Source organism: Acidovorax sp. sif1233, assembly GCF_019218755.1.
Classification (GTDB): Bacteria; Pseudomonadota; Gammaproteobacteria; order Burkholderiales; family Burkholderiaceae_C; genus Acidovorax.
The window spans coordinates 633,706-652,772 of sequence record NZ_JAHUWZ010000002.1; the positions used below are offsets into that span (position 1 = coordinate 633,706).

Sequence of the window (19,067 nt, forward strand, 5' to 3'; positions counted from 1 at the left end):
TTTAGAAAGCCACCTTCACCCCTACCGTCACGTTGCGCCCCATCAGCGGCGCTGCGTTTTTGATGAAGCTGGTGTGTGCATACGCCAGGCGGTCCGTCAGGTTGTTCGCCTTCAGATACACCTGCCACGGCGTGCCGCTGCTGAACTGGCCGTTGTAGCTCACCCCGAGGTTCAGCATGCCGTAGCCCGGCGTCGCGGTTTCGAACTCCGCCACGCGGTTCTGGCGGGCCACCTGCACCCATTCGACCTGACCTTCCCAGGCGTTCCAGTGGGCGTCCAGGCGGATGCCCGCGCGCGTGGCGGGGATGCGGGGCAGCAGGCCGCCGCCGTCGTTGAGCCGGGCGCGCACGGTGTCGCCGAACAGGGTGATACCCAGGTTGCGGTTCAGGCGCTGGCGCACCTGGCCTTCGATGCCGGTGAAGGTGGCGTCGGCCTGGCTGTACTGCAGCAGTTGCAGCCCGTCCACCGCATCGAGCGTGCGGCCGTAGATGTAGTTGTTGATGCGGTTGCGGAAGATGCTCACGCCAAAGGTGGTGTCGCCGCTGGTCTTCCTCAGGCTCACATCGATGTTCTGCGAGATCTCGGAGCGCAGGTCGGCGTTGCCGCGCTCATAGGTGCTGGTGGCCATGTGCAGGCCCTGGGCGTACAGCTCTTCGGCCGACGGCGCGCGGCTGGCGCGGGTGAACGAGGTGCCCACCTGGTAGCCGGGCGTGAATTTCCACACCGCGCCCAGCGATGCCGACGTGCCGTTGTGGCTGCGCTCGATGCCGCTGGCCTGGGCCTCGGCGGTCTGGCGGTCGTGGCGCAGGGCGGCTTCGAAGCGCCAGTCCCCCACGCGGTATTCCTCCAGCGCGAAGAAACCCAGCTTGCGGGTGACCGTGGGCTGCACATAGGCCTCTTCGCCCTCGGCGCTGAACTTGCGCTGCGAGGTCTGCAGGCCGACCACGCCCTTGAACCCGGCCAATGGCTCGTGCTGCAGTTCGATGCGCGTGTCGTAGGCCTTGTTCTTGAAGGTGGTGCTGATGGCGCCGTCCTCGACCTCGTCGTGCACATAGTCGGTGACCCCGGCGCGCAGGCGCAGGGCCGAGAAGCCGGCAAAGGGGTTGCGCAGCTCGCCCCGGATGTCGAAGCGCTCGCTGCGCAGGTCCACCACGGGCACGTCGCCATGCTCTTCGGCGCCGTGGTCGTGGCCGTCTTCCCCTTCACCCGCGTGGGCGCCGCAGTGCAGGTGGTCTCCATGGGTGTGGCAGCCCTCGAAGCTGTGGTTGTGGCCCGGCAGGCCGTACTTGGCGCTCTGGCGCGTGTAGGCGGCGCCCAGGTAGCCCTGCTCACCCACCCACGACAGGCCGACGCTGCCGGTGTTCGTGCGGTTGAAGCTGCCCAGCACCTTGCGGGCGGGCTCGCCCTCGGGGGCCCAGCCCTTGCCCACGCGGTAGTCGCCCGCGTCGCGCGAGACGCCTTCCACGTGCACGGCCAGGTTGCGCGCGCCGCCGGTCAGCGAGAAGGCCCCCGCCCCTTCGCCCGCGCCGGTGTTGGCGCGCAGCTCGGCGCTGCCTTCGTAGCCCTTTTGCGGGATGGCGGTGGGGATCTTGCCGTCCAGCACGTTGACCACGCCGCCCACGGCGCCGTTGCCGTAGACCAGGGCCGAGGGGCCGCGCAGCACCTCGATCTGCGTGGCGAGCAAGGGCTCGGAGACCACGGCGTGGTCGGGGCTGATGGTGGAGGCGTCGTGCAGCTCGGCGCCGTCGCTCAGCACCTTGACGCGCGGGCCGTCCATGCCGCGGATGATGGGGCGGCTGGCACCGGCGCCGAAGTGGCTGCTGGTGATGCCGGGTTCGCTGTTGAGCGTCTCGCCCAGCGTGGCCTCGCGGCGGCGCACGAGCTCGTCGCCCTCCAGCACGGTGACGGGCGTGGTCATGTCGCTGGCGCCCAGTTGCAGGCCGCTGGCCGACACGGTGACGGACGGCAGGCTGGGCGCTGCCTCGGTGGCGGGCGCGGCCTGCGCGTGGGCGCTGCCCGCGCCCGACAGCGCCAGCATGGCGGCCAGGGCCACGGGGTGGAGGGCTGGACGGGCGCGCCGCGCTGGCGCGCAAGGGGCTAAGGAGGTGTGGATCATGGTGGTGCTTGCAACAGGGGGGCGCGCCGCGCCGGCCAGGCCAGGCGTGCAGCGCGCGGCTTCACGCCACGGGGCGGGAAGCCATGAATAAAAAATGCCTCCAGCGCTTGATGGTCAAGCGCTGGCAGCTATGAAATCAGGAGTTTTGATGTAAACGAAGCACGGGGTGCGCCGTGGGGGAACCTGCTCCGGCGGCGTTCGCGGCCCTGCGGCAGAGGCGGGGGCGGCCGGCGCGTGGAAAAGGCCCGGGGCGTGGTGCTTCAGGCCCGGCCGGGCGGGCCGCGCGCCTGGAACAGCGCGACATGCGCGACGGCGCCGCGCCCCGCGGGGTCGGCGGACGGTGCTTGCGCGGGCACCGCATGGGGCAGCGCCAGGGGGGCGCTGTGCAGGGCATCGCCCAGCGCGAGCTGGTCGAGCACGAGGCAATCGACGGGAGCGTGGTGGCCCAGGAGCAGCGGCAGCAGCAGGCCGTGGCCGTGCCCGTCGCCGCTCGCCGAAGCGGCGGCCCCTGGTGCAACGGACGCCGCGGATGCGGCGGAAGACAGCGACTGCCCCGCATGCACCCGGTCCAGCGCGCCGCCGTGCACCACCTGGTGCAGGCGCCCGAGCGTGGGCACGGCCACCAGGGCCAGCAGCAGCCAGGCCAGCGCCAGCTGTACCACCTGCGACGGCAGGCGGCGGCTCCCCCGCCCTCGCCCGCGCGCACCCTGCCCCGCGCCGCGCAGGGCATGCGGCCGCGTGGCTGGTCGGGGGCGGAAGGTGGAGGTCACGGTAAAAAAAATAGGGGGCGGGGCGGCGCGGACAGGCAAAGCGCCGGCAACCTGCGATTATTTCACCGGCACGGCCTCGACCACGCGGTAGTACAGGCCGTACTGGTCGTTGTGGAGCACGGTGAACCTGCCTTCGACCACCACGGGCTCCAGCGAATAGCGCACGGGCGTCTTGGCCTTGACCTCGACCATGCTCTCGGGCCCGCCGGGCAGGCAGAACGAGCAGGTCAGCGGCACCGAGGTGAGCAGGAAGTGCGTCTGCGTGGCCTTGGCGTCCAGCGGCATCATGAAGCCCTGGATGCGCTGCGTGGTCTTGTCCATGCCCTTTTGCGCGTCGTTGAACACGGGCAGGATGCCGTCCTTGGTCGTTTTCTTGGTCAGGTCGGTCAGCACCGACCAGGGGATCACGTCATTGCGCTGCGGCAGCGGCGCGACGGGACTGTTCGGGCTGTGGTAGCCCGCACCGGAGCCCGACGGCACACCCGCCACCGGCGCACCCCCAGCCCCCGCCGGCAAGGGCGAACTGAGCGCAGGCGCCGCGGAAGGCTGGCCCTGTGCCAGGGCGGTGCCGGAGATGCCGACACCCAACGCCAGCGCCAAAGGCAGAGCGACAGAGCGCCCGGGCACAAACCGAGGCAACAAACGATGGTGCATAAAAATCCCCTTCCGTGAACGCCCCGTGCGCACAGGGCCAACTGTTCCATGACCGCATCAACGCCGTCGAGGAACCACTTGACTCCACCCGACCTTATTTGCGGCTGCGCCCGACAAAACCGGCGCGCCCCCATGCCAGTGCCCCCGTGGAACCGGCTCCGCAGGGCCACCGGGGCGTCCCCCCTCAGGGGGGAAGGCGCGCAGCGCCTCAGGGGGGAGCTTTAGTGCATGTGGCGCATGCCGCAGTATTTGCCAATGCCCAGACCCTTGCACGCGGCCTGGAGTTCCTTCTGGCAGGTGTCGTGGCCCTTGCCGGCCTCCAGGCACTTGGCGGCGGCCTCGTGCGCGGCGGCCATGGCGCGGTGGCGCTCGGCATCGGCCTTGGTTTCCTTGTCGGAATGCGCGCCCTGGGCATGCGCCAGCGCGCCCGCCAGCAGCAGGGGCGCCAGGGCCAGGGCGGTGAAGAGCTTCTTCATGGTGAACCTTTCGAATCGGTGGGTCGGAAATGGAAATTCAGGGTTGGCTCAGCAGGTCCGCGACCTCGGTGCGGTAGGCCTGCATCGCTGGCAGCAACGCCGCCAGGGCCGCCACGCCGGCGGCCAGCAGCGGCACGCCGGCCTCCGCGGGCAGCCACACCAGGCCGCTGACGGGCAGCAGGCCCTGTGCCTGCAGTGCCCAGCCCAGCGCGTGGGCCAGGCCGTGGCCCAGCAGCAGGCCCAGGGCGCAGGCCATGGCGGCCAGCCACAGGGCCTCCCACAGCACCAGCCCGGCCACGCGGCCCGGCGGCGCGCCCAGCATGCGCAGCATGGCCAGGTCGGCGCGGCGTTCGCGCACCGCGTTCCACAGCGCGATGAACACGCTGAGGGCCGCCACGGCCAGCAGCACGCCGCCAAAGGCGCGCAGCACATCGGCGCCCACGCCCAGCAGGCGCAGCAGGCGCGTGACCTCGATGGCGGGCGCGGCCGCCTGCATGCCCGTGTCGGCATTGATCCGGCGCGGCAGCGTGACGGCGGCGAGCGGCGTGCGGTAGCGCACCAGGGCCACGGTGACCTCGCGGTCGTCCTTCAGCAGTTCCAGGTCCTCGTCATCGGTGGCCATGGCGCTCTCGTGCACCATCCAGACGGATTCGGTGCTGGTGAGGATGAGCCGGTCGAGCACGCAGCCGCAAGGCGCCAGCACGCCGCTCACGCGGTAGGGGTGGTCGCCGTGCGCGTGCCCTCCCCCGCCCAGCCCGTGGCTGCCCACAAAGGTGGCGCCCACCAGCTGCGCACCGCCATGGCCGGCCCTGACAATGCCGCGCGCCACGGTGGCGCCCAGCACCGCATCCATGGGCTGGCGCCACAGCGCGCCTTCGGCCAGCGCGGCCTCGTAGTGCGCCACGTAGTCGGGCGTGGTGCCCACGATGCGAAAGCCCTGGTAGCTGTCGCCCAGGCTGAGCGGGATGACCTGCGCCACCAGCGGGTTCTTCTGCAGCGCCTGCACCTCCTGCAGCGGAATGTTGCCCGTGGGCACGTCGATGTGGAACACCCCCGCCAGGATGAGCTGCAGCGGGCTGCCCTTGGCGCCCACCACGAGGTCGATGCCCGCGAGGTCGCGCTCGAACGCCTTGTCCAGCTGCGTGGCCACCAGCAGCACCAGCGTGATGGCCGCCAGGCCCAGCGTGAGCACCAGCAGGTTGAGCACGGCCGCCAGGGGGCGCGACCACAGGTAGCGCCAGGACAGGCGGGCCAGCTTGATTGCTACTGAATTCATAGCTTTTCGCGCTTGTCCTGCAAGCGCCCGGGGCCAATTTCGTTCAAATCCAGCATCTGCGCGCTGGCCAGGGCCTGCACCACGCGCTGGTCGTGCGTGGCAATCACCAGGCTGGCATCGCAGGCGGCGGCGCTTTGCCGCAGCAAGTCCAGCGCATCGGCGGCGGCCTCGTCGTCCAGGCTGGCCGTGGGCTCGTCGGCCAGCAGCAGCTCGGGCGACAGCAGCACGGCCCGCGCCAGCGCGACGCGCTGCGCCTGCCCGCCCGAGAGCTGGTGCGGCCGGCGCGTGGCGAGTTCGGCCACGCCCACCTGCGCCAAGGCACGGGTGATGGCGGCATCGTCGCGCGGCAGCCCGGCGGCAAAGTAGACCAGCGCCAGGTTGTCGGCCACCGTGAGCGCGCTGGAGAGGTACAGCTTCTGCGGCAGAAAGCCGATGCTGCGCGCGCGCCAGGCGTCAATCTCGGCGCCCCGCTGCGTACCCAGCTGGGTGCCCGCCACGAACAGATCGCCGCCGCTGGCACCCCGCAGGCCGGCGATGAGCGACAGCCAGGTGGACTTGCCGGTGCCCGAGCGCCCCCGCAGCAGCAGCGTGCCGCCCTGGCGCAGATCCACATCGGGGAAGCGCAGCGGCGCGTCGCCGCCGGGGTAGGCATAGGAAAGGCCCCGGGTGCGGATCATGCGGCGGCGCCCTCGGCAGGGTGCGCGCAGCCCGCGCAGCGGCCGCGCACCGCGATGTCCACCGCCAGGCTCTCATGCCCCGCCGTGGCCAGTGCCTGCAGCACCTGCCTGAGCGCGGTCCGCACCTTGGCCGAGCCCTGCGACAGGCGGAACTGGCGGTGGCAGTCATCGCATTCAAAGCGCGGCGCCGCGCCGTCGTCGCCCTGCGGCGCGAGCGCGTAGCGCGTGACGCGGGCGGCATCCACCTGCTTGTGCAGCAGGCCCGCGGCGGCAAACCGGTCGAGCATGCGGTAGACGGTGACCTTGTTGACGGGGGCGCCAGCGCCAGCCAGCGCGGCTTCCACCTCTGCCTCGGACAACGCAGCCTCGGGGCGCGCCGCGTACAGCGCCGCCAGTGCCCGCGTGGCACGGGTGGCGCGCATGCCGGCGGGCAAGGTCCAGGTGGCGGCGGGCACTGTGGCGGGGGAGCGGCGGGGTGTGGGCATGGCGGGTGCGGGGCGGCGGCGCCTGTAACGCAATCAGCTTGCATTATGCAGGCAGCCGGCACCCCGCGGCGGCAATCACCGCCCGTGGGCCCGGGCCATCCCGCCCCTTCAGTGCCTTCTGGCCGCCGCGCCAGCACCGTCCCGGGGCGCGAGGCCTCAGGACCAGAGGCGGTAAAGCCAGTAGCTTTCGTCCTCGGCCTGCACGCGCCGGGCCAGCTCGGAGGGGCTTTGGCCCGTGACGCGCTGCGTCTCGCGGCACAGGTGGGCCTGGTCGGCATAGCCCGCGCCCAGCGCCACGTCGTGCCAGCGTGGCGCGTGCCCCGACTGTTCGCTCTCCAGCCGGGCCCGCGTGAGCGCGGTTTCCGCCCGCGACAGCCAGCCAAGGCGCCGCAGCGACTGGCCGGCCCAGGTCCGCATGTGGCGCTCCAGGCTGCGCAGGCTGCCCCCCAGGCCCCGGGCGGCAGCGTGGGCCTGCAATTCGCGCATCCAGCGCACGGCCGCGGCGGCGCCCGCCGCAGGGGCCTCGGCATGCGCAGGTTCCTGGCTGGCCACGAAGTCCTCCAGCAGCGCCATCCGCTGCGCATCGCTGGCGGCCGCGCGCACGCCGTCGCACAGCGCGAGCCAGGCGGGCGACAGAACGTCCTGCACGGGCAGCAGTCCGTCCACCAGGGTGCTGATGTCCAGGCCCGTGAGCCGGTGGAATGCCTGCGGATGGAAGACCACGCCAAAGGTGCGCACCGGCCCGGGGTTGCGGGTCACCAGCGGCCGGGTCTGGGGCCCCAGCAGCAGCGTGGCCGGCAGCGCCCGCACCGCCTGCTGGCCGGGGCCGAGCTGCTCGGAGCTGCCCTCCAGGTACCAGGCGATGCCGCAGTACACCGAGGCCGGATAGCGGTTGAGCTGCGGGCCTTGCGCCGTGCCGTGCGCACGGCGCGTGGTGTCCTTGGTGATGTACGCGCGGATGCACCCCGCCAGCGGCGCAGGCGGCAGGACCACGGTGGCAAAAGGGAGCTGGAACCGGATTCGCACAGGCACGCATCGTAAACAGGTCCGCCCCGGATCCCAACGCTGGACCAACAGACGCCAGGCCTGCGGCACGCCGCGCCTGGCGAAAACGTTCAAGACGGCACCGCCGGCGCGCGCCAGAATCACCGGCACCATGACACCCACACCCCGCTCCGCCGCACCTGCCCCCTCCACCCCGCAGCAGCCGCTGCTGGCATCGGCCCGGCCCAGCCATACCGCCCTGCTGTGCGGCATCGCACGCGCCCGGCACCAGTTGATCGAGGGCGGCGAGATCTTCGCCGACCCGCTGGCGCTGGACATCCTGGGCCCCGCCGGGGCCGCGCAGGTGCGGCAGGCGCTTGAGGGCGATGGCCCCCAAGGCCTTGCGAGGGACGCGGGGAGCTTTTCGCAGGCCATGCGCGGCGCGCTGGCGGTGCGCAGCCGGATTGCCGAAGACACGCTGCGCGAGGCCGTGGCCGCCGGGGCCACCCAGTACGTGGTGCTGGGCGCGGGCCTGGACACCTTTGCCTTGCGCGGTGAATGGCCGCGCGGCCTGGCGCGCGTGTTCGAGGTGGACCACCCGTCCACCCAGGCATGGAAGCGGGGCCTGGCCGCTTCGGCGGGCTTGTGCATGCCCCCGGGGGCTGCCTATGTGCCGGTGGACTTCGAGCGCCAGGATTTCATGGAGCAGCTGGCGGCCCAGGGCCTGGACGCGGGCCAGCGCACGGTGTTCTCCTGGCTGGGCGTGACGATGTACCTCGCCCCCTCGGCCGTGCAGGCCACGCTCGCGCGCATCGGTGCCGGGGCGGCGCCGGGGAGCGTGCTGGTGTTTGACTACGTGCGCCGCCCGGGAGCGCTGCAATGGGGCCGCAAGCTGGCGCTGGGCCTGATGGCGCGGCGTTTCGGCCGCATGGGCGAACCCTGGCGGTGTTTCCTGCGCGATGCCGAGCTGCGGGCCCTGCTGGCGGGCCATGGCTTCGAGCCCGCCGAGTTCATCACGCCCGCCATGATCCGCAGCACGCTGCTGGCCCACCGGCCCAGCACGCGGCGCCAGCGGGTGCTGGGCGGGCTGCTGGGTGGCGTCGTGCGGGTGCGTGTGGGTGCGCGGGCCCCGGCGGCGGCCCGGTGACCACCGCCGCGGCCTGCGTCACGGCCGCGCCGTCACGCCGGCTTGAGATAGCGGGCGAAGGTCTTGCGGAACTTGTCCACCTTGGGGCCCACCACGAAGGCGCAGTAGCCCTGGTTCGGGTTGTTCGCGAAGTAGTCCTGGTGGTAGGCCTCGGCCGCGCTGTAGTTGGCCAGCGGCTTCACCTCGGTGGTGATGGGCGCGCCGAACAGCTTGTCCTGCGACATCTGGCGGATCATGCCGTGGGCGATGTCGCCGTGCGCGGGGTTGTCGTAGTAGATGCCGCTGCGGTACTGCGTGCCCACGTCGTTGCCCTGGCGGTTGAGGGTGGTCGGGTCGTGGGTATGGAAGAAGATCTCCAGGATCTCCTCCAGGCTGATCTCGTCGGCGTCGAACGTCAGGCGCACCACCTCGGCATGCCCGGTGTCGCCCCGGCAGATCTGCTCGTAGCTGGGGTTCAGCGTGTGGCCGTTGGTATAGCCGCTCTCCACGTCGGTGATGCCCCGCACGCGGTCGAACACGGCCTCGGTGCACCAGAAGCATCCGCCGCCCAGAGTGATGGTTTGCAAGGTCATGGTGGTCCTTTGGTTGTGCTTTGCGATTATGAATTGACGCTCCGGCAGGTGCTTGCTACATTACTAACCGGTCAGTCATTAACAGAATTTCCCTTGTCCCCCACGCCCAACCCCTCTTCCGCCCCCCCGGGCACCAAGCGCGAGCGCCGCAAGGAAGCCCGTCCTGGCGAGCTGCTGGAAGCGGCGCTGGACCTTTTTGTCGAGAAGGGCTTCGCCGCGACCCGTGTGGATGAGGTGGCGGCGCGTGCCGGGGTTTCCAAGGGCACGCTGTTCCTGTATTTCCCCAGCAAGGAAGAACTCTTCAAGGCCGTGGTGCGGCACAACATCGCCGGCCGCTTCGAGGAGTGGACGCAGGAGCTGGAGACCTTCGAAGGCACCACCGCCGAGCTGCTGCGCTATTGCTACGAGGTGTGGTGGGAGCGCATCGGCTCTACCAAGGCCTCGGGCATCACCAAGCTGATGTTCAGCGAAGCCCAGAACTTCCCCGAGATCATGCAGTTCTACCAGCAGGAAGTGATCCAGCCGGGCCAGGGGCTGATCCGCCGCATCATCCAGCGCGGCATCGAGCGCGGCGAGTTCCGGCCGGTGGCGCTCGACTACATCGTGCACGTGGTGCTGGCCCCCATGATCTTCCTGATGATGTGGAAACACTCGCTGGCGGTCTGCATCCCCGACGGCCTGGGCCTGCAGCCCGAGCTGTTCATCCAGGCGCAGATCGACAACGTGCTGCATGGGCTGCTCGTGCGGCCCGATGCACCCCCGTGCGCCCCTCCCTCCTCCTCCCCTTCTTCTTCTCCGCCCGTGCGCGGCGCCTGACCATGAAACGCTGGATTCCCTGGGTGGCGGCAGCCATCGTCGTTGTGTTGCTGGGCGGCGGCGCGTGGCGCGCCATGGCGGCCCGCCAGGCGCAGCAGAAGGCGCTGAGCGAGGCCAGCGCCCAGAAGGCGCAGGCGCCGCTGCAGCTGGCCGCGGACGAGATCGTCACCGTGCGGCGCCAGAGCCTCACGCTGGAAGTGCCGGTGTCGGGTTCGCTGCGGGCGGTCGAGTCGGCCATGGTCAAGGCCCGCGTGGGCGGGGAACTGCAGGGCCTCATCCTGCGCGAGGGCGACAGCGTCAGGGCCGGCCAGGAAATCGCCCGCATCGACCCCACCGAAGCCCGCGCACGGCTGCGCCAGGCGCAGCAGCAGGCCGATGCCGCCAAGTCCCAGGTGGACATCAACCAGCGGCAATACGCCAACAACCGCGCGCTGGTGGACCAGGGTTTCATTTCGCCCACGGCGCTGGTCACCTCGCAGGCCAGCCTGGAGGCGGCGCAGTCGAGCCACCAGGCCGCCGTCTCGGCCGCCGACGTGGCGCGCAAGGCGCTCGACGACACCGTGCTCAAGAGCCCGATCACCGGGCTGGTGGCCCAGCGCCTGGCCCAGCCCGGCGAGCGCGTGGCCGTGGACGCCCGCATCATCGAGGTGGTGGACCTCTCCCGCCTGGAGCTGGAGGCGCTGCTGAGCCCCGCCGATTCGCTGGCCGTGCGCGTGGGCCAGAAGGCCCTGCTCACCATGGAAGGCTCGGCCGTGCCCGTGCCCGCCACCGTGGCGCGCATCAACCCCAGCGCACAGGCCGGCAGCCGCACGGTGCCCGTCTACCTGCGGGTGGAGCAGGCCCGGGGCGAAACGCCGCTGCGCCAGGGCCTGTTCGTGCAGGGCACGCTCGACACCGGCCGCGCCGAGGTGCTGGCCGTGCCGCTGGATGCCGTGCGCACCGACAAGCCAGCGCCCTACCTGCAGACGCTCAAGGACGGCCGCGTGGCCTACGTGGAGGTCAAGACCGGTGCGCGGTCGGTGCTGAGCGGCCAGACCTGGGTCGCCATCGAGGGCGTGGCCGAGGGCACGCCCGTGATCGCCGGCCGCATCGGACAGCTGCGCGAGGGCACCGCCGTGGCGGCTGCCGCGCCCGCCGCCCCGGCCTCCGTGCCCCGCACCGCCCCCTGACCGCGCCGCACCGCCATGTGGTTCACCAAAGTCAGCCTCAAGAACCCCGTGTTCGCCACCATGGTGATGCTCGCCATCGTGGTGCTGGGCCTGTTCTCGTACCAGCGCCTGAAGGTCGATCAATTCCCCAACATCGACTTCCCGGTGGTGGTGGTCACCGTGGACTATCCCGGTGCGTCGCCGGAAATCGTCGAAAGCGAAGTCACCAAGAAGATCGAGGAAGGCGTCAACTCGATCGCCGGCATCAACGCCCTCACCTCGCGCAGCTATGAGGGCACGGCCGTCGTCATCATCGAGTTCCAGCTGCACATCGACGGCCGCAAGGCCGCCGAGGACGTGCGCGAGAAGGTGGCCACCGTGCGCCCCCTGCTGCGCACCGAGGTCAAGGAGCCGCGCGTGCTGCGCTTCGATCCCGCCAGCCGGGCCGTGTGGTCGCTGGCCGTGCTGCCGGACGACACGGCGGGCGCCACGGCCCGCAGTGCCGTGGAGCTGACCACCTGGGCCGAGCAGACGCTGAAGAAGCGCCTGGAGAACGTGCGCGGCGTGGGCGCCGTGAACCTGGTGGGCGCCACCAAGCGCGAAATCAACATCTACCTGAACCCGCAGGCGCTCGAAGCCTTCGGCGTGACGCCCGACCAGGTGGCCAGCGCCGTGCGCAACGAGAACCAGGACCTGCCCGTGGGCTCCATCCGGTCCCTCGCGCAGGAGCGCGTGGTGCAGATCGACGCACGCATGCAGCGCCCCGAGGACTTTGGCAGGATCATCGTCGCCCGCAAGAACGGTGCGCCCGTCCGCCTGGACCAGGTGGCCCGCGTGAACGACGGCGCGCAGGAAGTCGAAAGCCTGGCCCTGTACAACGGTCAGCGCACGCTGCTGCTGTCGGTGCAGAAGTCGCAGGGCGAGAACACCATCGAGGTGGTGGACGGCCTGACCGCCGCCGTGGCCGAACTCAAGAGCCAGTTGCCGCCCGGCGTGCGGCTGGAGACCATCGGCGACAGCGCCCGCCCCATCCGCGTGGCGGTGAACAACGTGCGCCAGACGCTGATCGAGGGCGCCATCCTCACGGTGCTCATCGTCTTCCTGTTCCTGAACTCCTGGCGCTCCACGGTGATCACGGGCCTCACCTTGCCCATCGCGCTGATCGGCACCTTCCTGTTCATGAACATGTTCGGCTTCACCATCAACATGATCACGCTGATGGCGCTGAGCCTGTGCGTGGGCCTGCTGATCGACGATGCCATCGTGGTGCGCGAGAACATCGTGCGGCACGTGCAGATGGGCAAGTCTGCCTACAACGCGGCGATGGACGGCACGCAGGAGATCGGCCTGGCCGTGCTGGCCACCACGCTGTCCATCGTGGCGGTGTTCATGCCCATCGGCTTCATGGGCGGCATCATCGGCAAGTTCTTTCACGAGTTCGGCATCACCATCGTCGCGGCGGTGATGATCTCGATGTTCGTGAGCTTCACGCTCGACCCCATGCTGTCGAGCATCTGGCACGACCCGAGCATCCACGCCCACGGGCAGCGCACCGAGCCGGTCACTTTCTACGACAAGACCATCGGCCGCGTCACGGGCTGGTTCGACCGGGCCACCGATGCGCTGGCCGAAGGCTACCAGCGCATCCTGCGCTGGTCGCTGGTGCACAAGCTGGCCACCATGGGCATTGCGCTGGCCATCTTCGTGCTGAGCATCTTCATGGTGCCGCTGCTGGGCACCGAGTTCGTGCCCAAGGCCGACTTCTCCGAAACCACCGTCAATTTCTACACGCCGGTGGGCTCCTCGCTGGAAGCGACCGAGGCCAAGGCCCGGCAGGTGGAAGGCATCCTGCGCGAGATGCCGGAAGTGCGCTACACCCTGGCCACCATCAACACCGGCAGCGCGCAAGGCAAGATGTACGCCAATCTGTACGTGCGCCTGGTGGACCGCAAGGACCGCAGCCGCAGCGTGGACCAGATGTCGGACGTGCTGCGCGAGCGCCTGAAGCAGGTGCCCGGCATCACGGTGACCCACGTGGGCCTGCTCGATGCCGTGGGCGGCCAGAAGCAGGTGGAGTTCTCGCTGCAGGGCCCCGACCTGCAGGAGCTGGAGCGCCTGACCAGGATCGTCACGGACAAGATCCGCGACATCCCGGGCCTGGTGGACCTGGACACCAGCGCCAAGCCCGACAAGCCGGTGATCGCCCTCGATGTGCGCCGCGAGGCCGCCTCCGACCTCGGCCTGGCCGTGGCCCCCATGGCCGCCTCGCTGCGCACGCTGGTGGCGGGCACCACCGTGGGCAACTGGCGCGCGCCGGACGACCAGACGTATGACGTGAATGTGCGCCTGGCCCCCGAGGCCCGCACCGCCCCCGCAGACCTGGAGCGCCTGCCCTTCGCTCTGACGGCCGCCGACGGAACCACGCGCATCGTGCGCCTGAACCAGGTGGCCCGCGTGACCGAATCCACCGGCGCCAACCAGATCAACCGGCGCGACCTGACCCGCGAGGTGGCCGTGAACGCCAACGTGGCCCAGCGCTCGGCCGGCGAGGTGTCCAACGACATCAAGAAGGCGCTCGAGAGCGTGAGCTTCCCTCCCGGCTACCGCTACCAGTTCGGCGGCTCCACCAAGAACATGGCCGAGTCCTTCGGCTATGCCATCTCGGCCCTGGCCATGGCCATCATCTTCATCTACATGATCCTGGCGAGCCAGTTCAAGAGCTTTTTGCAGCCGCTGGCGCTCATGACCTCGCTGCCGCTCACGCTCATCGGCGTGGTGCTGGCGCTCCTGATGTTCCGCTCCACGCTGTCGATGTTCTCCATCATCGGCGTGGTGATGCTCATGGGCCTCGTGACCAAGAACGCCATCCTGCTGGTGGACTTCGCGATCCGCGCCCGCGAGGAACACGTGAACGACGAAGGCCGCACCGTGCCCGGCCTGCCCCGGGCGGACGCCCTGCTACTGGCCGCGCGTGTGCGGCTGCGCCCCATCCTCATGACCACGCTGGCCATGATCTTCGGCATGGTGCCGCTCGCGTTCGCGCTGTCCGAGGGTTCCGAGCAGCGCGCGCCCATGGGCCAGGCGGTGATCGGGGGGGTGATCACCTCTTCGCTGCTCACGCTGGTGGTGGTGCCGGTGGTGTATTGCTACATGGACGATCTGGCGCAATGGGCCCTTCGCCGCATGGGCCGCGGCCGCCCCCTGGCCGGGGCCTCTAAAATCGAGGGTTTGTCCTGACCCACGCCTCCCCTGGAGAAATCCCATGAACATGCCTCTGAACACGTCCGCCAATACCAGCGACCCCGTCGCCCAGGCCCGCTACAACATGATCGAGCAGCAGATCCGTCCCTGGAACGTCCTGGACGCCGACGTGCTGGACCTGCTGGCGATCGTTCGCCGCGAAGATTTCGTGCCTCCGGCCTACCGCAACATGGCGTTCATGGACATTGAAGTGCCCCTGCTCGGCAACGACGCCGAAGAGGCCGTGCGCCTGGGCCACAGCATGCTGCAGCCGCGCGTCGAGGCGCGCATCCTGCAGGACCTGCAAATCAAGCCCACCGACCGCGTGCTGGAGATCGGCGCGGGCTCCGGCTACATGGCCGCCCTGCTCGCCCACCGCGCCGAGCGCGTGGTGTCCCTCGAGATCAACCCCGAGCTGGCCGAGATGGCCCGCGAGAACCTGCGCGACGCGGGCATCCAGAACGCCGACGTGCGCCAGGGCGACGGCGCCCGCGATGCCATCCCCGATGGCCCATTCGACGTGATCGTGCTCAGCGGCTCGGTCGCCGAAGTCCCCACGGCCCTGCTGTCGCACCTGCGCGATGGCGGCCGCCTGGGCGCCATCGTCGGCGGCGAACCCGTCATGCGCTTCACCGTGACCCGCCGCGCCGGCGACCGTTTCGAGACGGTGTCGCCCTGGGACACCATCGCGCCGCGCCTCGTGAACTTCCCCGAGCCGTCCGGCTTCACGTTCTGACCTCGGCTCCCCGAGCCTTGCATCCTGAGTCCCCTTCGGAGTCCTGCATGATCGATCACGTCCGTCCCGCCCAGCTGTCCGCCTGGTTCGCCGCCGCCCCCGAAGGCGGCCAGCCCCTGGTGCTGGACGTGCGCGAGCCCTGGGAGCTGCAGACCGCCAGCGTGCGTGCGGATGGCTTCGAGCTGGCCGCCATCCCCATGGGCGAGCTGTCCGGGCGTCTGGCCGAGCTGAACCCCGCCCGCCCCATCGCCTGCCTGTGCCACCACGGCGCCCGCAGCCTGCGCGTGGCGGCCTTCCTGCAGCACCACGGTTTTGAGCAGGTGGCCAACATCACCGGCGGCATCGACGCCTGGTCGCAGGAAAGCGACCCCGCCGTGCCCCGCTATTGACGACGGCGGCGGCCGGACCGCCCGCAGCCACCGCGCCTGTTTTGCCCCATTTTCGACACGCAGACTCTTTTCCGAAGGACCTCCATGACACCGCTACGGCCCCTCTCCCTGTCCCTTCTGTCCCTGGCGCTCGGCGCGGCACTGTGTGCCCCGGCGCAAGCCCAGAGCCTGCTGGAACTGGTGGAATCGGCCCGCACCTATGACACGGCGTGGCAATCGGCCCGCGCCCAGCTCGATGCGGCGGCCCGCCGCGCCGACCAGGCCCGCGCGGGCCTGCTGCCCAGCGCCGGGCTCACGGCCGGGCTCAGCCGCGCCAATGTGGAGCTGAGCCGCCCGCCGGTGGAAAACACCGGCACCACGCAGACGCTGGGCGTGCAGGCCTCGCAGCCGCTGTACCGCCCCGCCAACCGCATCACCCTCGAACAGGGCCAGCGTGGCGTGGATGTCGCCCAGGCGCAGCTGGATGCGGCCACGCAGGACCTGCTGGTGCGTGTGAGCCAGGCTTATTTTGACGTGCTCGCGGCGCAGGACACCCTGGCCTTCGTGCAGGCGCAAAAGGCTGCAGTGTCGGAACAGCTTGCCTCCGCCAAGCGCAACTTCGAGGTGGGCACCACCACCGTCACCGACTCGCGCGAAGCCCAGGCCCGCTACGACCTGGTGGTGGCGCAGGAAATTGCCGCCGAAAACGACCTGCGGGTGAAGCGCCTGGCGCTGGACCAGCTCGTGGGCATCACAGGCACCACCCCCAAGCCCCTGGCGCTGCCCGTGCCGCTGCCCTCCGTGCAGCCCGACAACGTGACCACCTGGGTGGATACCGCGCGCGACCAGCAGCCCGGCGTGCGCCAGGCCGCGATCGCGCTGGACATCGCCCGCCTGGAAACCAGGAAGGCCGAAACCGGCCATCTGCCCACGGTGGACCTGCAGGCGGGATACAACATCACGCGCAACCCGAACGGCACCATCACGTCGCCCGGCGTGAACAACCGCACCAACAGCGCCAGCGTGGGCGTGGCGTTCAACCTGCCGCTGTTCGCCGGCTTCTCGGTGCAAAACCGCATCAGGGAAACCCTGGCGCTGGAAGAAAAGGCCACGGCCGACCTGGAAACCACCCGCCGCAACGTGGCCCAGGCCACGCGCGCTGCCTTCTTTGGCGTGCAGTCCGGCCAGGGCCAGGTGCAGGCCCTGGAAGCGGCCGAGGCCTCCAGCCAGAGTGCGCTGGACGCGAACAAGCTGGGCTACCAGGTGGGGGTGCGCATCAACATCGACGTGCTGAACGCCCAGAGCCAGCTCTTCCAGACCAAGCGCGACCTGGCCCAGGCCCGCTACAACGTGCTGCTGGGCACGCTCAAGCTGCGCCAGGCGGCGGGCACGCTGACGCAGCAGGACGTCGAGGCGATCAACGCCCTGCTCGTCAAGTAGAGGGAGACAGGGAAGCCCCGGCGGGCTGCACGATCGCGCGCACCGCCCGGGCCGTTGCCAGCGCGGCCCCGCGGTGGTCGCTGGCGAAGCGGCCCGCACGTTCGCTGGCGGCCCGCTGGCGGCCGGCGTCCAGTGCCAGCGCCGCAGCGCACGCGATGCCGGCGGCCATGTCGGGCACGCGCTGCGCGGCGCCCGCCGCGCAGGCCAGCTCGGCCGCCTCCGCAAAATTGAAGGTGTGCGGCCCCAGCACCACCGGGCACCCGCCAGCGGCGGCCTCGATGAGGTTCTGGCCGCCCAGCGGCGCAAAGCTGCCCCCCAGCAAGGCCACGTCGGCCAGGCCGTAGTACAGCGCCATCTCGCCCAGCGAATCGCCCAGCCACACATCGGCCGCCTCGGGCCCGGCCGCCCAGGTGCTGCGGCGCGACACGCCGAGCCCGGCGCGCTGGAGCAGCTGGTGCACCTCGTCAAAACGCTGCGGGTGGCGCGGCACGATGAGCCACTGCACGCTACCTGCTTCGCCATTGATAGCTGCTGGCGCTTTGCCAGCAAGCGCTGGAGCCTGTTTTTGCCTGAAATTTTCCAGCCACATCGCCTCCTCGCCCTCGCGGCTGCTGGCCAGCAGGACCACGGGGCGTCTCGCGCGCGCGCGCCAGGCGCGGCCCTGGGCGGTCTGGGCGGCGTCGGGCACCACATCGAACTTGAGGTTGCCAAACACGCCGCGCACCGGGGCGCCGATGGCCCGCAGGCGGGCCGCGTCGTCCTCGGTCTGGGCCCAGACGGCGGCCAGGCCGCCATAGGCCGGGCGCGCCAGCGGCGCCAGCCGCTGGGCCTTGCGCAGCGACGTGGCGTTGAAGCGCGCATTGGCCAGCACCAGGGGCACGCCGCGCCGCTGGCAGCCGGCCACCAGGTTGGGCCAGACCTCCGTCTCCATGAGGATGCCGATGGCCGGGCGGAACTTGCGCAGGAAACGTGCGACCGCGCCCGGCGTATCCCACGGTTGCCACACCTGCACGTCACCGGGGTGCAGCAGCCGCTCGCCCTCGGCCCGCCCCGTGGCCGTGCCGTGGGTGAGCAGCAGGCGCATGCCCGGCAGCTGTTCGCGCAGCTGCCCGAGCAGGATGCCGGCGGCGCGGGTTTCGCCCAGGGATACGGCATGGATCCAGACAAAGCGGCCGAGCGGGTCGGAGCTGCTGTGCGGCATGAGGCTGTCCATGGGCGCCGGGTAGCGGCCAAACCGCTCGCCCACCGCATGTCCATAGCCGGGCTCGGCCACCGCGCGGCGGCGCAGCTTGCGGCGCAGCAGCGGCTGCGCGCACCAGGTCACCAGCGAATACAGGGCCCGCGCGGCGTTCATACCGGAAGGGGCAGGTCCAGCACGCCGCCGCTCCAGCCGCTGTCACCGCGCGCGGCCCAGACCAGGCAGGGCCGGTCGTGCGTGGCCGCGGCCACGCACCCGCCCCCGGGCTCCCAGACCGCGCTGCGGCCGGCGCTGGCGTAGCCGCCCGAGGCCCCGCTGTAGTTGGCCAGGAGCACGGCCATGCCGTGGTCCCGCGCATAGCCGCGCAGCAGGTCCGACTCGGGCCCGTAGCCTTTTTCGGAAATCAGCGCGCTGGCGGCATAGAGCACCGCGCCCGCCCCGTGCGCGGCGCGCGCATGCTCGGGGTGGGTAATGTCGGCGCAGATGGCCAGCCCCGTGGGTTCGCCGGCGAGCAGGTGCACCTGCGCGTCGTCCATTCCCGCGCTGGCGAATGACGCTTCGCTGGCATGCAGATGGCGCTTGCGGTACAGCGCCGCGCTGCCATCGGCGCCCAGCACCCATGCGCCGATGGCGGGCAGCAGCGCGCCCGGCGCCACGGGGGCCGCGGGCGCGCCCACCACCAGCGCCATGCCGTGGTCGCGCGCCGCCTGCCGCAGCGGCGCCAGCACGCCATGGTCGGCATCCAGCACCTGGGCGGCCAGCACCGCCGGCTCGTAGCCCGTGAGCGACAGCTCCGGAAACACCAGCACCTGCACCCCGTGGTGCGCCGCCACCCGCGCGAAGGCCAGGTGCGTCTGCACGTTGCGCGCCACGTCCCCGGGCACGGACGGCGACTGCGCGGCAGCGATGCGCAGGGGGGTGGACAGGTGCGAATTCACGGTCGGCGGATGGGCGAAAGGGTCAG

Annotated in this window: 18 protein-coding genes; 7 read left to right on the forward strand and 11 right to left on the reverse strand. The window is 70.8% G+C overall.

Translation table 11 applies throughout. The annotated features are described in order from the left end of the window. Position 1 precedes the first annotated feature (1 nt). The 8 genes from KW843_RS10345 to KW843_RS10380 all read right to left on the reverse strand — a co-directional run bounded on the left by KW843_RS10345 (position 2) and on the right by KW843_RS10380 (position 7,447). Entirely contained in the window at positions 2 to 2,116 is a 2,115-nt protein-coding gene (locus KW843_RS10345; RefSeq protein WP_218295035.1) for a TonB-dependent receptor domain-containing protein, read from the reverse strand. Positions 2,117 to 2,376: 260 nt separating this feature from the next. Further along, positions 2,377 to 2,886, reverse strand: a complete 510-nt coding sequence (locus KW843_RS10350) for a hypothetical protein (RefSeq protein ID WP_370628481.1) — start codon at positions 2,884 to 2,886, stop codon at positions 2,377 to 2,379. A 57-nt stretch (positions 2,887 to 2,943) separates the two neighbouring features. After that, positions 2,944 to 3,540 carry a DUF3299 domain-containing protein gene (locus KW843_RS10355; RefSeq protein WP_218295036.1) on the reverse strand — a complete coding sequence of 199 codons (597 nt, stop codon included), beginning with the start codon at positions 3,538 to 3,540 and terminating at the stop codon, positions 2,944 to 2,946. Between the two features lie 221 nt (positions 3,541 to 3,761). Continuing rightward, positions 3,762 to 4,016, reverse strand: a complete 255-nt coding sequence (locus KW843_RS10360) for a hypothetical protein (protein WP_218295037.1) — start codon at positions 4,014 to 4,016, stop codon at positions 3,762 to 3,764. Between the two features lie 37 nt (positions 4,017 to 4,053). Next, positions 4,054 to 5,292: an ABC transporter permease gene (locus KW843_RS10365; RefSeq protein ID WP_218295038.1), complete on the reverse strand. Its 1,239-nt coding sequence runs from the start codon at positions 5,290 to 5,292 to the stop codon at positions 4,054 to 4,056. Continuing rightward, positions 5,289 to 5,969 carry an ABC transporter ATP-binding protein gene (locus tag KW843_RS10370; RefSeq protein ID WP_218295039.1) on the reverse strand — a complete coding sequence of 227 codons (681 nt, stop codon included), beginning with the start codon at positions 5,967 to 5,969 and terminating at the stop codon, positions 5,289 to 5,291. The genes KW843_RS10365 and KW843_RS10370 overlap by 4 nt, the downstream gene beginning before the upstream one ends. After that, positions 5,966 to 6,391, reverse strand: a complete 426-nt coding sequence (locus KW843_RS10375; RefSeq protein ID WP_218295321.1) for a Fur family transcriptional regulator — start codon at positions 6,389 to 6,391, stop codon at positions 5,966 to 5,968. Before KW843_RS10375 ends, KW843_RS10370 begins: the two co-directional genes overlap by 4 nt. Positions 6,392 to 6,610: 219 nt before the next feature. Then, positions 6,611 to 7,447 (reverse strand): helix-turn-helix domain-containing protein, encoded by an 837-nt coding sequence (locus tag KW843_RS10380; RefSeq protein WP_218295040.1) that lies wholly within the window; start codon positions 7,445 to 7,447, stop codon positions 6,611 to 6,613. A gap of 163 nt (positions 7,448 to 7,610) precedes the next feature. On the opposite strand from KW843_RS10380, the gene KW843_RS10385 reads away from it, so the two are divergent. After that, positions 7,611 to 8,585, forward strand: coding sequence for an SAM-dependent methyltransferase (locus KW843_RS10385; RefSeq protein WP_218295041.1), 975 nt, complete (start codon positions 7,611 to 7,613; stop codon positions 8,583 to 8,585). A gap of 32 nt (positions 8,586 to 8,617) precedes the next feature. Here KW843_RS10385 and msrA read toward each other — a convergent pair whose 3' ends face one another. Then, positions 8,618 to 9,157 (reverse strand): peptide-methionine (S)-S-oxide reductase MsrA, encoded by a 540-nt coding sequence (gene msrA / locus KW843_RS10390; RefSeq protein WP_218295042.1) that lies wholly within the window; start codon positions 9,155 to 9,157, stop codon positions 8,618 to 8,620. 93 nt (positions 9,158 to 9,250) lie between these two features. On the opposite strand from msrA, the gene KW843_RS10395 reads away from it, so the two are divergent. The 6 genes from KW843_RS10395 (at position 9,251) to KW843_RS10420 (ending at position 16,905) form a co-directional block, all read left to right on the forward strand. Further along, the gene (locus KW843_RS10395; RefSeq protein ID WP_218295043.1) at positions 9,251 to 9,973 is read left to right on the forward strand and encodes a TetR/AcrR family transcriptional regulator; all 723 of its coding nucleotides are present in this window, start codon (positions 9,251 to 9,253) and stop codon (positions 9,971 to 9,973) included. Positions 9,974 to 9,975: 2 nt separating this feature from the next. After that, positions 9,976 to 11,142 carry an efflux RND transporter periplasmic adaptor subunit gene (locus KW843_RS10400; protein WP_218295044.1) on the forward strand — a complete coding sequence of 389 codons (1,167 nt, stop codon included), beginning with the start codon at positions 9,976 to 9,978 and terminating at the stop codon, positions 11,140 to 11,142. A gap of 15 nt (positions 11,143 to 11,157) precedes the next feature. Then, on the forward strand, positions 11,158 to 14,358 hold the full coding sequence (locus KW843_RS10405) for an efflux RND transporter permease subunit (RefSeq protein ID WP_218295045.1): 3,201 nt from the start codon (positions 11,158 to 11,160) through the stop codon (positions 14,356 to 14,358). Between the two features lie 25 nt (positions 14,359 to 14,383). After that, the gene (locus KW843_RS10410) at positions 14,384 to 15,097 is read left to right on the forward strand and encodes a protein-L-isoaspartate O-methyltransferase (protein WP_218295046.1); all 714 of its coding nucleotides are present in this window, start codon (positions 14,384 to 14,386) and stop codon (positions 15,095 to 15,097) included. Positions 15,098 to 15,144: 47 nt separating this feature from the next. Beyond that, the gene (locus KW843_RS10415; protein ID WP_218295047.1) at positions 15,145 to 15,486 is read left to right on the forward strand and encodes a rhodanese-like domain-containing protein; all 342 of its coding nucleotides are present in this window, start codon (positions 15,145 to 15,147) and stop codon (positions 15,484 to 15,486) included. An 84-nt stretch (positions 15,487 to 15,570) separates the two neighbouring features. After that, a complete protein-coding gene (locus KW843_RS10420; protein WP_218295048.1) occupies positions 15,571 to 16,905 on the forward strand; it encodes a TolC family outer membrane protein in 1,335 nt (444 codons plus the stop codon). On the opposite strand, the gene KW843_RS10425 is transcribed toward KW843_RS10420, so the two are convergent. After that, a complete protein-coding gene (locus tag KW843_RS10425) occupies positions 16,898 to 18,259 on the reverse strand; it encodes a 3-deoxy-D-manno-octulosonic acid transferase (RefSeq protein WP_218295049.1) in 1,362 nt (453 codons plus the stop codon). The two genes, KW843_RS10420 and KW843_RS10425, sit on opposite strands and share 8 nt — an antisense overlap. Continuing rightward, on the reverse strand, positions 18,256 to 19,041 hold the full coding sequence (locus KW843_RS10430) for a carbon-nitrogen hydrolase family protein (protein ID WP_218295050.1): 786 nt from the start codon (positions 19,039 to 19,041) through the stop codon (positions 18,256 to 18,258). The genes KW843_RS10425 and KW843_RS10430 overlap by 4 nt, the downstream gene beginning before the upstream one ends. Between the last annotated feature and the right edge of the window lie 26 nt (positions 19,042 to 19,067).

Bases quoted from the DNA above. Each gene is read 5' to 3' on its own strand.
- KW843_RS10345 (WP_218295035.1), bottom strand. From the start codon at position 2,116: ATGATCCACACCTCCTTAGCCCCTTGCGCGCCAGCGCGGCGCGCCCGT.
- KW843_RS10355 (WP_218295036.1), bottom strand. From the start codon at position 3,540: ATGCACCATCGTTTGTTGCCTCGGTTTGTGCCCGGGCGCTCTGTCGCT.
- KW843_RS10360 (WP_218295037.1), bottom strand. From the start codon at position 4,016: ATGAAGAAGCTCTTCACCGCCCTGGCCCTGGCGCCCCTGCTGCTGGCG.
- KW843_RS10365 (WP_218295038.1), bottom strand. From the start codon at position 5,292: ATGAATTCAGTAGCAATCAAGCTGGCCCGCCTGTCCTGGCGCTACCTG.
- KW843_RS10370 (WP_218295039.1), bottom strand. From the start codon at position 5,969: ATGATCCGCACCCGGGGCCTTTCCTATGCCTACCCCGGCGGCGACGCG.
- KW843_RS10375 (WP_218295321.1), bottom strand. From the start codon at position 6,391: ATGCGCGCCACCCGTGCCACGCGGGCACTGGCGGCGCTGTACGCGGCG.
- KW843_RS10385 (WP_218295041.1), top strand. From the start codon at position 7,611: ATGACACCCACACCCCGCTCCGCCGCACCTGCCCCCTCCACCCCGCAG.
- msrA (WP_218295042.1), bottom strand. From the start codon at position 9,157: ATGACCTTGCAAACCATCACTCTGGGCGGCGGATGCTTCTGGTGCACC.
- KW843_RS10400 (WP_218295044.1), top strand. From the start codon at position 9,976: ATGAAACGCTGGATTCCCTGGGTGGCGGCAGCCATCGTCGTTGTGTTG.
- KW843_RS10405 (WP_218295045.1), top strand. From the start codon at position 11,158: ATGTGGTTCACCAAAGTCAGCCTCAAGAACCCCGTGTTCGCCACCATG.
- KW843_RS10410 (WP_218295046.1), top strand. From the start codon at position 14,384: ATGAACATGCCTCTGAACACGTCCGCCAATACCAGCGACCCCGTCGCC.
- KW843_RS10415 (WP_218295047.1), top strand. From the start codon at position 15,145: ATGATCGATCACGTCCGTCCCGCCCAGCTGTCCGCCTGGTTCGCCGCC.
- KW843_RS10420 (WP_218295048.1), top strand. From the start codon at position 15,571: ATGACACCGCTACGGCCCCTCTCCCTGTCCCTTCTGTCCCTGGCGCTC.
- KW843_RS10425 (WP_218295049.1), bottom strand. From the start codon at position 18,259: ATGAACGCCGCGCGGGCCCTGTATTCGCTGGTGACCTGGTGCGCGCAG.